The 13,781-nt window shown below is 48.8% G+C and carries 16 protein-coding genes; 8 read left to right on the forward strand and 8 right to left on the reverse strand.

Annotated features, from left to right (window positions below; translation table 11 throughout):
• Positions 1 to 40: 40 nt before the first annotated feature.
• The 3 genes from KNO87_RS09765 (at position 41) to KNO87_RS09775 (ending at position 2,869) form a co-directional block, all read left to right on the forward strand.
• Positions 41 to 1,540 (forward strand): malate:quinone oxidoreductase, encoded by a 1,500-nt coding sequence (locus KNO87_RS09765; protein ID WP_214795856.1) that lies wholly within the window; start codon positions 41 to 43, stop codon positions 1,538 to 1,540.
• 239 nt (positions 1,541 to 1,779) lie between these two features.
• Complete coding sequence (locus KNO87_RS09770) at positions 1,780 to 2,142, forward strand: hypothetical protein (RefSeq protein WP_214795858.1); 363 nt, start codon at positions 1,780 to 1,782, stop codon at positions 2,140 to 2,142.
• Positions 2,143 to 2,155: 13 nt separating this feature from the next.
• Positions 2,156 to 2,869, forward strand: coding sequence for a hypothetical protein (locus KNO87_RS09775; protein WP_214795860.1), 714 nt, complete (start codon positions 2,156 to 2,158; stop codon positions 2,867 to 2,869).
• 61 nt (positions 2,870 to 2,930) lie between these two features.
• On the opposite strand, the gene KNO87_RS09780 is transcribed toward KNO87_RS09775, so the two are convergent.
• The 4 genes from KNO87_RS09780 to adhP form a co-directional block, all read right to left on the reverse strand.
• Entirely contained in the window at positions 2,931 to 3,845 is a 915-nt protein-coding gene (locus KNO87_RS09780) for a methyl-accepting chemotaxis protein (RefSeq protein WP_214795862.1), read from the reverse strand.
• Between the two features lie 113 nt (positions 3,846 to 3,958).
• Positions 3,959 to 4,486, reverse strand: a complete 528-nt coding sequence (locus KNO87_RS09785) for a CarD family transcriptional regulator (RefSeq protein ID WP_260569981.1) — start codon at positions 4,484 to 4,486, stop codon at positions 3,959 to 3,961.
• Between the two features lie 108 nt (positions 4,487 to 4,594).
• The gene (locus KNO87_RS09790) at positions 4,595 to 5,020 is read right to left on the reverse strand and encodes a MarR family winged helix-turn-helix transcriptional regulator (RefSeq protein ID WP_214790032.1); all 426 of its coding nucleotides are present in this window, start codon (positions 5,018 to 5,020) and stop codon (positions 4,595 to 4,597) included.
• Between the two features lie 112 nt (positions 5,021 to 5,132).
• On the reverse strand, positions 5,133 to 6,164 hold the full coding sequence (gene adhP, locus KNO87_RS09795; protein WP_214790034.1) for an alcohol dehydrogenase AdhP: 1,032 nt from the start codon (positions 6,162 to 6,164) through the stop codon (positions 5,133 to 5,135).
• A gap of 194 nt (positions 6,165 to 6,358) precedes the next feature.
• On the opposite strand from adhP, the gene KNO87_RS09800 reads away from it, so the two are divergent.
• The 4 genes from KNO87_RS09800 to KNO87_RS09815 all read left to right on the forward strand — a co-directional run bounded on the left by KNO87_RS09800 (position 6,359) and on the right by KNO87_RS09815 (position 9,446).
• Positions 6,359 to 7,099, forward strand: a complete 741-nt coding sequence (locus KNO87_RS09800; protein WP_214795864.1) for a hypothetical protein — start codon at positions 6,359 to 6,361, stop codon at positions 7,097 to 7,099.
• A gap of 109 nt (positions 7,100 to 7,208) precedes the next feature.
• On the forward strand, positions 7,209 to 7,955 hold the full coding sequence (locus tag KNO87_RS09805) for a methionine ABC transporter ATP-binding protein (RefSeq protein WP_214790038.1): 747 nt from the start codon (positions 7,209 to 7,211) through the stop codon (positions 7,953 to 7,955).
• Positions 7,948 to 8,610: a methionine ABC transporter permease gene (locus KNO87_RS09810; RefSeq protein ID WP_214790040.1), complete on the forward strand. Its 663-nt coding sequence runs from the start codon at positions 7,948 to 7,950 to the stop codon at positions 8,608 to 8,610. Before KNO87_RS09805 ends, KNO87_RS09810 begins: the two co-directional genes overlap by 8 nt.
• A gap of 20 nt (positions 8,611 to 8,630) precedes the next feature.
• The gene (locus KNO87_RS09815) at positions 8,631 to 9,446 is read left to right on the forward strand and encodes a MetQ/NlpA family ABC transporter substrate-binding protein (protein ID WP_214795866.1); all 816 of its coding nucleotides are present in this window, start codon (positions 8,631 to 8,633) and stop codon (positions 9,444 to 9,446) included.
• A gap of 31 nt (positions 9,447 to 9,477) precedes the next feature.
• Here the strand turns inward: KNO87_RS09815 and KNO87_RS09820 are convergent, their stop codons facing one another.
• The 3 genes from KNO87_RS09820 to KNO87_RS09830 form a co-directional block, all read right to left on the reverse strand.
• Positions 9,478 to 10,314, reverse strand: coding sequence for an aldo/keto reductase (locus tag KNO87_RS09820; protein WP_214795868.1), 837 nt, complete (start codon positions 10,312 to 10,314; stop codon positions 9,478 to 9,480).
• Positions 10,315 to 10,392: 78 nt separating this feature from the next.
• Positions 10,393 to 11,355, reverse strand: a complete 963-nt coding sequence (locus tag KNO87_RS09825; RefSeq protein ID WP_214795870.1) for an HAAS signaling domain-containing protein — start codon at positions 11,353 to 11,355, stop codon at positions 10,393 to 10,395.
• The gene (locus tag KNO87_RS09830) at positions 11,342 to 11,689 is read right to left on the reverse strand and encodes a PadR family transcriptional regulator (protein ID WP_214790047.1); all 348 of its coding nucleotides are present in this window, start codon (positions 11,687 to 11,689) and stop codon (positions 11,342 to 11,344) included. The genes KNO87_RS09825 and KNO87_RS09830 overlap by 14 nt, the downstream gene beginning before the upstream one ends.
• 128 nt (positions 11,690 to 11,817) lie before the next feature.
• Here KNO87_RS09830 and KNO87_RS09835 point away from each other — a divergent pair, with 128 nt between their 5' ends.
• On the forward strand, positions 11,818 to 12,219 hold the full coding sequence (locus KNO87_RS09835; RefSeq protein ID WP_214795872.1) for a hypothetical protein: 402 nt from the start codon (positions 11,818 to 11,820) through the stop codon (positions 12,217 to 12,219).
• Between the two features lie 38 nt (positions 12,220 to 12,257).
• Here the strand turns inward: KNO87_RS09835 and ahpF are convergent, their stop codons facing one another.
• The gene (ahpF, locus tag KNO87_RS09840) at positions 12,258 to 13,781 is read right to left on the reverse strand and encodes an alkyl hydroperoxide reductase subunit F (protein ID WP_214795874.1); all 1,524 of its coding nucleotides are present in this window, start codon (positions 13,779 to 13,781) and stop codon (positions 12,258 to 12,260) included.

A 13,781-nucleotide genomic window follows, 5' to 3' on the forward strand; every position in this document is an offset into this window, starting at 1 on the left:
TGTATAACAAAAAAATTCAGGGGATAAGGATGGGGTTTTCATGAGCAGTACGCAAACGAGAACAGACGTCATTTTGATTGGGGCAGGCATCATGAGCGCGACGCTCGGTTCACTCTTTAAAGAGCTCGTACCAGAGTGGAACATCAAAGTGTTCGAAAAACTCGATGCAGCAGGGGAAGAAAGTTCAAACGAATGGAATAACGCAGGTACGGGACACGCCGCACTGTGCGAATTAAACTATACAACGGAGAACGCGGATGGGACGATCGACATTTCCAAAGCGGTCAACGTCAACGAACAGTTCCAAATCTCGCGTCAATTTTGGGCGCATCTCGTCAAACAAGGATTGATTGAAAATCCAGGTGCCTTCATTCGCTCGATTCCACATATGAGTATGGTCCAAGGGGAGAAGAATGTCGACTTCTTGAAACGCCGTTTGGAAGCGCTCACAACGAATCCGCTGTTTGAAGGCATGGTTTTGTCGGACGATCCGAGTCAGTTACGGGAATGGTTCCCGCTCATCATGGACGGACGGACATCGGACGAACCGATTGCCGCGACGAAGATTGATTCGGGGACGGATGTGAACTTTGGTGCGTTGACACGTATGTTGTTTGACCATCTCACATCGAACGGGGTCGAGGTCAACTACGGCCATAGCGTCGAGGACGTCAAGCGTCTCGACAACGGTCTTTGGGAAGTGAAAGTGAAAGACTTGTCTGCGAACAAAATTGAGACGCATACGGCACCATTCCTCTTCATCGGAGGAGGAGGAGGAAGTTTGCCACTCTTACAGAAAACAGGAATCCCGGAGTCGAAACAAATCGGTGGGTTCCCGGTCAGTGGGCTCTTCCTCGTCTGTAAAAATCGTGAGGTCATCGAGCAACATCATGCGAAAGTCTACGGGAAGGCGAAAGTTGGGGCACCACCGATGTCGGTACCGCACCTCGATACGCGCTTTATCGATGGACGAAAAGAGTTGTTGTTTGGACCGTTCGCCGGCTTTACACCGAAATTCTTGAAAACAGGTTCGAATTTAGATTTGATTCGTTCAGTCAAACCGAACAACGTCATCACGATGCTTGCGGCAGGGGCAAAAGAGATGCCACTCACGAAATACTTGATCGAGCAGGTACTCTTGTCACACGACAAGCGCATGGATGAACTTCGTGAATTCATTCCGAATGCTAAGAATGAAGATTGGGAGATTGTCGTGGCCGGACAACGGGTTCAGGTCATTAAAGATACACCGCAAGGCAAAGGGACGCTTCAATTCGGTACAGAAGTCGTCAGCGCGGAAGATGGATCGGTCGCGGCACTTCTCGGTGCTTCTCCAGGTGCATCGACTGCCGTTCACGTCATGTTGAAAGTACTCGAACAGTGCTTCCCGCAACAGTTACCGGAATGGGAAGAGAAAATCAAAGAGATGGTTCCGTCTTATGGCTTGAAGCTTTCGGAACATCCTGACCTATTCAAGACGATTCATGAATCGACAGCGGTCACACTCGGTTTAGAAGAAAAAGATATGGTCCACAACTGAAGAGGATGAGGCGAGTATACAATCGTATGCTCGCTTTTTCTTTTGGGACTGTAAAAGGAGACGAAAAAAATGGGTATTTACAAAAATAGGAATATGAAAAGGAGGGAGACGTCATCGATCCGATTAAACTGAGCAAGTGGGAGCAGAAAAAATATGCACATTACTTAAAGCATCTGCGAACATACGATGATCACTTTGAGTATTGTATCATTCCAAACTATGAGGAGTATGCAACGGAATTGAAGACAGAGTCGATTCAACTCGCTGATTGTTTTGCTGTGCTGATGCGTCAGGACGATCACTATATCCTCGTCTCCATAGCGTTAGATGGAGAATGGGATCTCAAACGTGTGTTGAAATGGCTTGATCTCCACGAAGTGAGATTGTTTCATCCTACACAGGATACATTGATTCTATCGAATGTACAGGATGTGATGGATGCGGTCACATTTCGAGGGTATCCTCTCGTATTAATCGAGAAGGGGACGAACGTGTTATTCGTCGGTCCTGAATATCTAGAAGAAGTGACAGATGAATTTGAGCAGTATCATAAAATCACGAATACGGCGTCGGCAGAATCACTACAGATTGAAGATGAATAAGGAGCGGTGTCTCATGAATCAAAACGAGTTGAAAGAGTTTGTTGAGAAAGAGTTTGTGGAGGGCGTCACTACGAAAGAATATTTGCGACCGTTTGTCAGTAAATACAAATGGTCGAAACCGAATGTCTTTGTAGTTGGAATTAACCCAGCTACTTCGATTTTAAAAACAGATGTAAATTGTGATGTCAATCGATACGTTGATTTAATAACAAACAGAGAATCATTTTTAACATTTATCCATCAGAAAAACGTCGAAAAAGGAAAACAACCTTTTTCAAAAACGAGAATCGGACTAAATCATCTGGTGGAACATTTAGAAACGAAGTCGAATGGGAAGATTGAAGTGCTGGAGACGAATATCAATGCATATCCGACGAGCAATGCGAAACAACTAAAGGCGATGCCGCCTCAAATTAGAGAAGCTGGTCAGGAATGGTTTCGCAAACTGATGCTTGAGCATACCCCGCCTGTCGTCGTCGTGCATAGTCTGGATGCGACACGTGATTTGATGAAATGGTTAGAATCTGAAGAGATCCTTTTTCCGTTCGAGTACAATCGCTCGTATCGCCTTCAAGATTGGATTGACCTTGGTCCCATTCCGATTACCTATCCTTGTGGTGCGACAGATGTCGTATTTTGCACCAAACACTTGAAATACTATGGACGGAAGGGAAACGCGTTTCAAAAGTTAAGAGATGATGTATTGAACCAGTTTAAAGAAAGATGACAAAAACCGCTCATCCGAAGCAAGACGTGTTGTCTCTGCTTCAATTGAACGGTTTTTAGCGTTACACCATTTTAAGAAACGTCTTCGCCTGTTGCTCGAGCGTGGCGGCTGAATCGGCTAATTTTTCGAACTCCCGCACCGTCTGCTCGAGTTGTCCGGAGCTGTCTTGGACTTTATGAGAGATGCGCCCAATGCTCGTCGACACGTCATCGATGCGTTTGACGATCCCTTCGATGTTGGTATTCACTTCCGTAATGGAGAGGGATACTTTATTCGACAGGTTGCGTACTTCCGTCGCGACGACATTGAACCCCCGTCCATGTTCACCTGCGCGTGCCGCCTCGATGGCTGCATTGAGAGCGAGCAGGTTGGTTTGAGCAGCAATTTCGCGAATCGTCCGGACGATGTCTGTAATCGTCTTTGCCTCTTGTTGGAGCGCAAGCAAGTGCTCCCGATTTTGAATCGATTCGGCTTCGATTTGTTTAACGTTCTCTAGCACATGTTCCCCGTCCTGCTTTCCTAGCTTAGACTGAGCAGATAAATACTCCGATGTTTCTTGAAGGTCATTTGCCATGTGGAGGACATCCTGTTGACGAGACGTGATATCGGCCGCAATCTTAGATACACCGATGACACGCTGGTTCGTGTCATCGAAAATCGGCATATAAGTCGCCTCTAGCCAAACACTATGGCCATCGGCGGCACGTCGTTCGATTTTGTCGTGATAGCTTAACCCTTGCATCAGTTTCCGCCAAAACAGTTCGTACTGGGGACTGTTCGCAAACTCGGATAAGCAAAGGTCGCGATGGGGACGTCCCATCAGCTCATTGACTTCATAGCCCATCGTTCTTGCGAAAATCTCATTGACGTAAGCGACACGGCGATTTTCATCAAAACGAATGATGGCTAAATTATTTTCGATGGCCCGGACAACATGCGTATCGGTGACATGGGTCGTACTAGAGTGCAGTTGCATCCTAACATCCTCCCTATATCATTTGAGTTATTTTTATTAGGATACCCCATAATTGTAAAAATAAGTATATTATTGTGACAGAACAAAAAAAGACCGCTTCCGCGGGGAAGGGGTCAAGGTGTGAGTGTCGCCATGCTTTCATGTAAGTATTCAGATATGTTGCGCTCAATGTCGCTTTCTGAACGATTGAGAGCAAGTGAGATTTCTTTCACCAAAATGGTTTTGGCATTCTCTAGAATCTTACGATCTTGTTCGTATAGCTTCTTGTTGGCGTGGAGCGCTTCGATGTGTCGACGGCTCAGTGTATTGACGACTTGAGCGATGTCGTGACGATTTCCTGAATGGACGACATTTAAAAATTCCCGATTCCGGTTGTTCGAATGTGGATTCCATTCAACGCCAGGCGAACGGAACGACTCTAAAATTTCTAATGCTTCGTCTGCTTCGAGCAACGTCAACATCATCACATTGTCATTATCGACCGGAATACTGATCTGTAATTTCTGTGAGTTGTTGATCGGGTGAAGCGTATAGTACGATTTCGTTTCTCCTGCGACCGTTTTGTCCGAAATGTCGTCGATCCGACATACGCCATGGGTCGAGTAGATGATTAAGTCTCCAGCTTTAAACAAGTCGATCACCTCTTCCTTATCTATAAGCATAGTCATTCAGAAGGTGAAATGTCAACTAGGTTGACGTTTAGTGAAATGTATGCATATAAAAATCGCGGCGAGTTTAACCCGACGCGATTATAGTTTCCAGTCCATCCGTAGAATGGTTTTCAGTTGATCGAACGCCTCTTGTCCGATGCCTTCTTGAATCCGTTGCTCGAGTTGCGCTTTGAGCGTCTCGTTCTGTTCATAACAAGTATGGCCGAGTGGGGTCAACTCGATACATTTGTCCTTTCGATTTTGCGGATGGTCCGTCACAAGAACGAGCGCTTTTCCTTCCAAGTTCTTAATCAATTTATGAATCGCTTGCCGAGAGATGTGGACACTTCGCGTGACCTCGGCGATGGTCGTTTTTGATTGATAAAGTGTAGCGAGAATGTACCATTCCGAGTTTGAGATGTGGATGTCACTCTGCTCATTCCAGGATTGTTCACTCATGCGTCGAACTTGATCGTTTCGTTCTGTGAGTAAATCAAGTAGACGGGTTGACGTTGATGGAGTCAAATCAAGTCACTCCTCTTTCGTTTCCAGGTTTTTAGACGTTCCTAACTATACAAAAGCAACTATACCCCGTCAACGTCAATCTAGAACAAAACGAGGCACGTGGCCTCGTTTTTTACTGACAGTCTTTATTTTTGAAATCGATGACCATCCGCCCTTGAATTTTCCCTTGCTCCATTTCTTCGAACACGTCTTGAACCTCGTGAAGGCAGCGTTTATGGACGACTGGGACGACGAGTCCCTCGGCCCCGAATTGGAAAGCCTCCTCTAAATCTTTTCGTGTCCCAACAAGCGAGCCGACGACTTCGATTCCATCAAGAACGAGACGAGGGATGTTCAAGTCCATCGTTTCGGAAGGAAGACCAACCGCGACCACTTTCCCGCAAGCACGTACCGCGTTGACGGCTGAGTTGAAGGCGACTTTTGAGACAGCTGTGACGACCGCGGCGTGTGCTCCACCAAACTTCTCTTGAACAATGTCGGACGCATCTCCCTCGGTCGATGGATTGATGGTTAGATCGGCACCACTCTCTTTGGCGAGTTCAAGCTTATCATCGTTCAAATCGACGGCGATGACGTGCGCGTTGAAGACATGTTTCGCATATTGAATGGCCAAGTTCCCGAGACCACCACATCCGTAGATGACGACTGTCTCTCCAGGCTTCACGTCTGCCACTTTAATCGCCTTATACGTCGTGACACCGGCACACGTGATGCTCGATGCTTGTGCAGGATCCAAGCCCTCCGGCACTTTGACGGCATAATCGGCTACGACGATACTTTGTTCGGCCATGCCTCCGTCCACACTATAGCCGGCATTTTGAACGTTTCGGCAGAACGTCTCGCGTCCCGTCGTACAATATTCACAGCGACCACATGCATGATACATCCAGGCGATGCTGACACGGTCCCCGACTTTTAGGCTCGTGACATCGTCCGCGATTTGAGACACAATCCCGATCCCTTCATGACCGAGCACGCGTCCTTGCACATCCCCGAAGTCACCAGCCGCGACGTGAAGGTCCGTGTGACACACGCCACAGTACTCGACATCGACAAGCGCCTCACCCGCCTGTAATGGACGAATTTCTTTTTCGACGACTTCGATGTTGGCTTTGCTTGCTGAATTGACAACGACTGCTTTCATGTTTGAACACACTCCTTGTGAGAATTTAGCGACTCTGCCGAAACAACACTCTGAATCACACCGTCAGAATATCACAAAAAACAGAATGAAAGCGCTTTATTCTTGTATAGCATGTGTCTACGAGATGAACTTTTGTCACATGAAGATTTAGGGAAATAGAAATGGAAGAAGCAGATGAAAGGAGTCACATTTATATGACGCGAACAGAGTTATTCCACACATATAAATCGGAAATTTTGCAGTTATCGAATTTGGAGGAAGAGACGTTAAAAAGTGAACCGTTTTTGTTAGACCGTGATGAAAAAAAACAACTCGACATCTATTACGCGCCGTTCGAATACATCAACCCGGATGCGAAAGTCGTCATCGCGGGTATCACGCCAGGCTTCTATCAGATGCGTCAGTCGTTCGAGGCGATTCGCGACTTGAAGGATGCGACAGACGAAGAGGCGCTTCGAGCCGTCAAACAACGTGGCAGTTTTTCCGGTCCAATTCGAAAGAACTTGGTGACGATGCTGGATGATTTAGATTTGCATCGTCATTTAGGAATCGGGTCCTCCCTTGATTTGTTCGGATCAGCGAACCATCTCGTACAAAATACGGCGGTACTTCCTTACCCGGTCTTTTATAAAGGGAAGAACTATAACGGGTCGAGCCCGGATATGATTCGAACGGACCTGTTTCGACCGTATGTGGAAGGAATCTTCGCTGAAGAGATGGCACATCTTCAAGACGCACTTATTTTACCGATGGGCGTAAATGTGAGGCGAGCCGTGGAATTGTTGGTGGAGCGCGGTCTCTTGAATCAGGATCGCGTTGTGAGCGGGTTCCCACACCCCTCTGGTGGAAATGGTCATCGTCATCGCATCTTCGCCGAAAATCGAGATGCCATGAAACGACACATCGCCGAACATTTCAAGCGACATCCACTCTGAACCGCAGTGCGGTTCTTTTCATGTGAGCACATGACCTGACAGCGACTCTTTACTTCGCTAAAATGGTAAACGGTTGACTCACTCACGAGATGTAGAAAGGATGTCCGCCATGATCACATTGTCGTCCGTCCATAAGCGTTATGGACAAGAGATGGCCGTTCGCGATGTATCGCTTCACATTCGAAAAGGTGAGATTTATGGCATCATCGGCGCAAGTGGTGCCGGCAAGTCAACGCTTCTTCGATTGATGAATGTATTAGAACGACCCGATAGTGGAAGTGTCACAGTCGATGGCGACCAGTTGACCGAACTCTCCAATCGGGAACTACGCAAGAAGCGACATCGGATCGGTATGATTTTTCAACAATTTAATCTTGTCGCCAACAAGACCGTTTTTGATAATGTCCTCGACTCATTGAAGCTCGCGAAACGACCGAAGGCGTCATGGGAGGCACGTGTGATGGAATGTCTCCAGTTTGTCGGACTTGAAGCGTATCGAGATAAATATCCTGCGCAATTAAGTGGGGGACAGAAGCAACGTGTCGCCATCGCTCGGGCACTCGCAAGTGAGCCGAATGTCCTTCTCTGCGATGAACCGACGTCCTCCCTCGACCCGAATACGACGGCAGAAGTGCTTCGCGTCTTGCAATCGGTCAACGAACAACTCGGTGTCACCATCGTCCTCGTCACGCACGAGATGGATGTCATTCGTCAAATCTGTCATCGTGTCACCGTCATGGCAGACGGAGCCGTTCATGAGACGATTGAACAGGAACCGACAGGCGTAGTTGCCATCGATCAGAATCCAAGTTGGTTCGTCGAACAGCTACGGAAGGAGGGCGAACCGGATGCCTGAGATCTTGTTACGCTATCAGTCTGAAATTTGGCAGTCCATCGCTGAGACGTTCATTATGGTTGGGGTATCCATCCTCGCCGCCATCTTGGTCGGACTGCCATTAGGTACGTGGCTTTACCTCTCACGTAAAGGACAGCTGTTAGAGAACCAAATCGTCTTCTCCGTCCTCAACTTGGTTGTGAACATCGTCCGGTCATTCCCGTTCTTGTTACTCGTCGTGTTTTTGATTCCATTTACACGGCTGATCATCGGGACGGCCATCGGTACAGCGGCAGCGACCGTACCGCTCTCCATCATTGCTATCGCGCATTATGCGCGCCTCGTCGAACAGTCATTGATTGATGTTCCACGCGGTGTCGTTGAAGCGGCGCTCTCGATGGGGGCATCGGTGAAAGACATCATCTTCAAGTTTCTTTACGTCGAAGCCAGATCCGGTCTCGTCCTCGGGTTGACGACATCCATCATCAGCTTTATCTCGTACTCGACAATCATGGGGGTCGTCGGGGGCGGTGGCATCGGTGACTTTGCCATCCGTTACGGGTATCAGCAATTTCAGACAGAACTCATGCTCTATATGATTCTCATCATGCTCGTCTTCGTGCAGTTGATCCAATTCACGGGCACGACCGTGGCACGAATCATCGACAAACGCTAAACAGAAAGTAGGAAATGAATATGAAAAAATTGATGGCACTTTTTGCCTCACTCACACTCGTCCTCGCAGCATGCGGGAACGATACAGAAACACAAACGGAGCAATCGAACGAACCACAGACATTGAAAGTCGCATCACTCATCCCACCGATGACAGATATGCTTGAAATCGCAAAAGAACAGCTCGCAGAAGAAAACATCGAACTCGAAATCGTTGTCCTCGGAGACAATGTCCAACCGAACTCGGCACTTGCGGCGAAAGAAGTCGATGCGAACTTCTTCCAACACGTTCCGTACATGGAAGAGTTCAATCGTAGCAACGATGCGAATCTCGTTCCGATCGAACCAATTTACTTCGCGAACTACGGTGTATACGCGAAAAACTACGACAACATGGAAGACATCCCGGAAGGCGCGACAATCGCTATCGCTAACGACGTATCGAACATTGACCGTTCGCTCTCGCTTCTCGCACAGCATGACGTGATCGAGCTCGGGGAGAAAGAAGGCACGTACTACACACAAGCGGATATCACATCGAATCCGAAAAACTACAAGTTTGAAGAGGTCGACCTCTTGATGCTCGCTCGTGCGTACGATGATGTCGACGCCGTCTTGATGACACCGGCTTACGCGGCACCGCTCGGTTTGACGCCGAAGAGTGACGCACTCCTAACAGAAGGTGTCGAGAACGACTTCGCGATCACGCTCGTCGCACGTGAGGACAACCAGGACGACGAAGCCATCCAAAAACTTGGTGAGGCGCTCACGAGTGACGAAGTCCGTGCATTCTTAGAAGAAAACTATGCAGAAACAGCGATTCCGGCGTTTGAATAAAAAAGATTGAGCCTCGTCGGCTCAATCTTTTTTAGTATTCTTCGTATTCTCGCGGGTCTTGGTCATCGATGCGACCATCTGGCTTCGTCAACGCATTAAGTGTCTCCATCTCTTCCTCGGACAATTCGAAGTTGAAGACATCGAGATTCTCTTTCTGATGCAACTCGCTAGACGAGCGGGCGAGCGGAATCACACCGAGCTGGATATGCCAGCGCAAGATGACTTGAGAGACGCTCTTTCCTTTTTGTTTCGCGAGCTCTGTGATCTTCTCGTCATGGATGACCGTACGGGCGCGACTGAGCGGGCTCCAAGCCTCTGTGATGATACCACGCTCCTTGTCGGCTTGTCGTTGCTCGACTTGCGAGAAGTACGGGTGTAGCTCGATTTGGTTGATGACCGGTGTCTCTCCGGTCTCTTCAATCAAGCGGTCAAGGTGCTCCGGCATAAAGTTCGAGACCCCGATGGAGCGAATCCATCCGTTTTTCTTCGCCTGAATCAAGGCGCGCCATGCCTCGACGTACTTGTCTTGCTTCGGATTTGGCCAGTGCAAGAGGAACAAATCCCAATAATCGAGGTTTGCCCGATACAGGGACTCCCGAATCATCTCGAGTGCCTGGTCATAGTCATAATATTGCGCGCGCAATTTTGATGTTAAGAAAAGCTGCTCGCACGGGATGCCGGATTGGCGAACCGCTTCACCGACAGCACCTTCATTATCGTAACGAATCGCCGAATCGATGAGTCGATACCCGTTTCGGATCGCGCACGTCATCGCGTCGACGCCTGCCTCGCCTTTCAAATAAACCGTCCCGAGCCCAATCGCCGGAATCTCATAACCGTCATGTAACTTGATTGTTGGAATACCCATCAAATGCCTCCCCATTCAAAATCCATTCTCTTCTCCGCTATTCCACTTTCCTCGGAAATAAAACGTTTGAATGTGAGGTCAACGACGAAATGCTTTAATCAAACCTTCGACCAAATCGAGGATACATACGATGATGATGGTGAGTAAGACACCCCATACGCCCCAACGACTAATCGTTCCGATATCAATGTTGATTTGCTCAGCAATCAATGAGAGGGCATTAGAAGAAATCAAATCAGGTTGCAGTAAAATGAGCGCCGTGACGACAATCCATATGATATTGAAGAGCGCGTTCCATAAGGCGAGCGGCTTCGTCCAATGTCGTACGATCCATTTGTAAATGGCGATGGCGATGCCGAAGGCGGCCAAAGCGATGACGAGCGGTAAGAATCGATCCAAGACCGACGGATTGAGTAGAGGATAGGATTCGCCATCCGTGACGACGCGAATCAACTGTTCGGCGTTGACGTATAATACGACCATCAAAACGGTGGCGACAACATCAAACAGGATCGAACCAAAAGAGATTGAGGTCGAACGGGGTTTCACTTTCTTGAGTTGCTCAGGTTTCCAACTAGAGAAGGGGACTTCGCCCTCAGGTACGGCGCGTTCGATGATGAAGAATGTGAGGGTGATCCAAAATAGCGTCTGGACAACGACGTTGAAGATGGCGGCTACGATTTGAAGGAATGCTTGAATCAAGAATTGACTCCAAGACGTATCATCAATTGGGTTGGTCAAATAACCGATAATCGAGAGAATCGTGATGACCGTGACGGCAATCGGTAAGACGATCTTGATGATGTTCACATACTGTGTGAAGAGGGCGGGGCCGATGAGATAGAGCGGTCGGTTCGCATAGCGAGCAGCGAGAACATGAGGGTCGCCGAGCTGGCGCAACGCTTCAAATAAAGCCGTTTCAGACGGGTCATTTCCGGTCATGTCATCGATGGTCGACTCCAATTCCAGTGCGACGTCTTGACGCATCGACTCTGGTATTCGAGAGGTGACTTCATCGATATACACATCACGAAGATTCATGATCATTTCCTCCTTCGATTAAACGGGTTAACGTCTTCGACATGTTCATCCATTCCACATACAACTCATTCAAAATATCCATTCCGTCCCTACTGAGCACATAGTACTTGCGTGGTCGACTCTCCGTCGTATCCCAGGAACTCGTGACGAGTCCTTGCTTTTCAAGTCGACGCAAGAGCGGATAGAGCGTACTCTGATCGATGTTGATCTCGGCATCAAGTAACGCCTGAACGAGCGAGTAGCCATACTGTGGCGTCTTCAACTGACTGAGCACTGCAATCGTCAACGTGCCGCGCCGCAATTCTGTCACTAACGAGGCTTTTACATCGGACATTTCTTCGCCTCCTTCATTCGTTCTTCTTTATACTGTATATCATACATTATAAGTTATCATACATCAATGCGAATAAAAGATGTTGAGTCATTTCCTGATTTTGGGATAATGAAGAAGAGGTGATGTTCATGAAGTGGTGGTGGATGGTTGGAAGTATGGTGATGGTCAGTTTGTTGATCATCAATGCGCAGTGGTATGGGAATGCGGCGACATTTGGAGTGCCAATCGGATGGATGATCACAATCTTGGTCTTGGCCCAGTTTCGAAAGCCAACGTCGACTCGTTGGGTTGTGTTGTTTGGGGTGATCAGCGTAAGCATTGGAATCGTGTTATCCGTACCGGGTTATTCGGTAGCGGAAGCGAAAGAGACGTTGAATAAAACGTACGATGACGTGACGTACATGGAAAGCGTACCGACGACCGGGGCAGAATGGAACCCATTCACGCCTCGGGTAGGCTATCGGTTTGAGACGAGGAGAGGGGAATCGATCTTATTCATCCCGGATTCGGGGAAAACATTTGAACTGTAAAAAAAACTCGCCCTCTATGATGAGTGCGAGTCTTTTTGTTAGTTGCGAATCATATAGTCGAAGGCGCCGAGTGCGGCTGTCGCACCAGAACCCATCGAGATGATGATTTGTTTGTAGGCGCTGTTCGTGCAGTCTCCTGCAGCGAACACACCTGGGACGTTCGTCGCGCCATGACGGTCGACGACGATTTCCCCGAAGTTGTTGCGTTCGACCGAGTCGAGCCAGTCCGTGTTCGGGACGAGACCGATTTGGACGAAGACGCCTTCAAGTTCGACATGATGTGACTCGTTTGTCTCACGAGACACATACGAGATCCCGTTCACTTTGTCCGTACCCGTGATTTCTGTCGTCTGAGCGTTCGTGATGACAGTCACGTTCGGGAGGCTGTGAAGTCGGTCTTGAAGCACTTGGTCGGCCTTGAGCTCAGAAGCGAACTCGAGGACCGTCACGTGTTTGACGATACCAGCGAGGTCGATGGCCGCTTCAATCCCAGAGTTACCGCCACCGATGACCGCGACACGTTTCCCTTCGAAAAGAGGACCGTCACAGTGCGGGCAGTAAGCGACACCTTTGTTTTTGAACTCTGCCTCACCTGGGACGTTGACGTTACGCCAGCGTGCACCGGTTGAGAGGATGACACTCTTACTCTTCAAGACAGCGCCGTTCTCGAGTTCGATCTCGACGAGGTCATTTTTCTCAAGACGCTTCGCGCGTTGGAGGTTCATGACGTCGATGCCGTACTCTTTGACGTGCTCTTCTAGACTTGCGACGAGTTTTGGACCTTCTGTATAAGCGGTACCGATAAAGTTCTCGATGCCCATCGTGTCCATCACTTGGCCACCGAAGCGCTCCGCGATGATTCCGGTACGGATTCCTTTACGAGCCGCGTATACGGCAGCACTCGCACCAGCCGGACCGCCACCGACGACGAGGACGTCGTACGGGTCTTTGTCCGAGAACGCAGAGGCGTCAGGACCTGTGCCGAGTTTCGATAAGATCTCTTCGAGTGACATCCGACCGTTCCCGAACGATTCTCCGTTTAAGAAGACTGTCGGGACAGCCATGATCTCTTTCGCTTCCACTTCATCCTTGAACGCGGCTCCGTCGATCATCGTGTGGGTGATGTTCGGGTTGAGGACGCTCATGACGTTTAGCGCTTGTACGACGTCAGGACAGTTGTGGCAGCTGAGGCTGATGTATGACTCAAAGTGATACGTGCCTTCGATGTTTTGAATTTGTTTGATCGTGTCCGCATCGACTTTCGGTGCGCGCCCACTCACTTGGAGGAGGGCGAGGACGAGTGATGTGAACTCATGTCCGAGTGGAATCCCCGCAAAGACGATTCCTGTCTCTTCAGATGGACGATTCACGCTGAAGCTCGGTGTACGCTCGAGTGTCGCGCGTTCGACCGAGATGCGTGATGACATGCTGGCGAGTTCGTTGACGAGCTCGAGCATCTCGTTTGAGACTTTGTCTTCCCCAGCGCTCACACGGAGGACGACATCGCCCTCCATGAGCTGGAGATATTGGTCGAGCTGTTGTTTAATCGCTGCTTCTAACAT

The organism is Exiguobacterium sp. s34, assembly GCF_018617435.1.
GTDB lineage: Bacteria > Bacillota > Bacilli > Exiguobacteriales > Exiguobacteriaceae > Exiguobacterium > Exiguobacterium aestuarii.

What these genes read in the sequence shown, in the direction of transcription:
- KNO87_RS09805 (WP_214790038.1), top strand. Translation starts at nt 7,209, where the DNA reads ATGATCACATTGTCGTCCGTCCATAAGCGTTATGGACAAGAGATGGCC.
- KNO87_RS09810 (WP_214790040.1), top strand. Translation starts at nt 7,948, where the DNA reads ATGCCTGAGATCTTGTTACGCTATCAGTCTGAAATTTGGCAGTCCATC.
- KNO87_RS09800 (WP_214795864.1), top strand. Translation starts at nt 6,359, where the DNA reads ATGACGCGAACAGAGTTATTCCACACATATAAATCGGAAATTTTGCAG.
- KNO87_RS09835 (WP_214795872.1), top strand. Translation starts at nt 11,818, where the DNA reads ATGAAGTGGTGGTGGATGGTTGGAAGTATGGTGATGGTCAGTTTGTTG.
- KNO87_RS09765 (WP_214795856.1), top strand. Translation starts at nt 41, where the DNA reads ATGAGCAGTACGCAAACGAGAACAGACGTCATTTTGATTGGGGCAGGC.
- KNO87_RS09825 (WP_214795870.1), bottom strand. Translation starts at nt 11,355, where the DNA reads ATGAATCTTCGTGATGTGTATATCGATGAAGTCACCTCTCGAATACCA.
- KNO87_RS09780 (WP_214795862.1), bottom strand. Translation starts at nt 3,845, where the DNA reads ATGCAACTGCACTCTAGTACGACCCATGTCACCGATACGCATGTTGTC.
- KNO87_RS09830 (WP_214790047.1), bottom strand. Translation starts at nt 11,689, where the DNA reads ATGTCCGATGTAAAAGCCTCGTTAGTGACAGAATTGCGGCGCGGCACG.
- KNO87_RS09775 (WP_214795860.1), top strand. Translation starts at nt 2,156, where the DNA reads ATGAATCAAAACGAGTTGAAAGAGTTTGTTGAGAAAGAGTTTGTGGAG.
- ahpF (WP_214795874.1), bottom strand. Translation starts at nt 13,781, where the DNA reads ATGTTAGAAGCAGCGATTAAACAACAGCTCGACCAATATCTCCAGCTC.
- KNO87_RS09815 (WP_214795866.1), top strand. Translation starts at nt 8,631, where the DNA reads ATGAAAAAATTGATGGCACTTTTTGCCTCACTCACACTCGTCCTCGCA.
- KNO87_RS09820 (WP_214795868.1), bottom strand. Translation starts at nt 10,314, where the DNA reads ATGGGTATTCCAACAATCAAGTTACATGACGGTTATGAGATTCCGGCG.
- adhP (WP_214790034.1), bottom strand. Translation starts at nt 6,164, where the DNA reads ATGAAAGCAGTCGTTGTCAATTCAGCAAGCAAAGCCAACATCGAAGTC.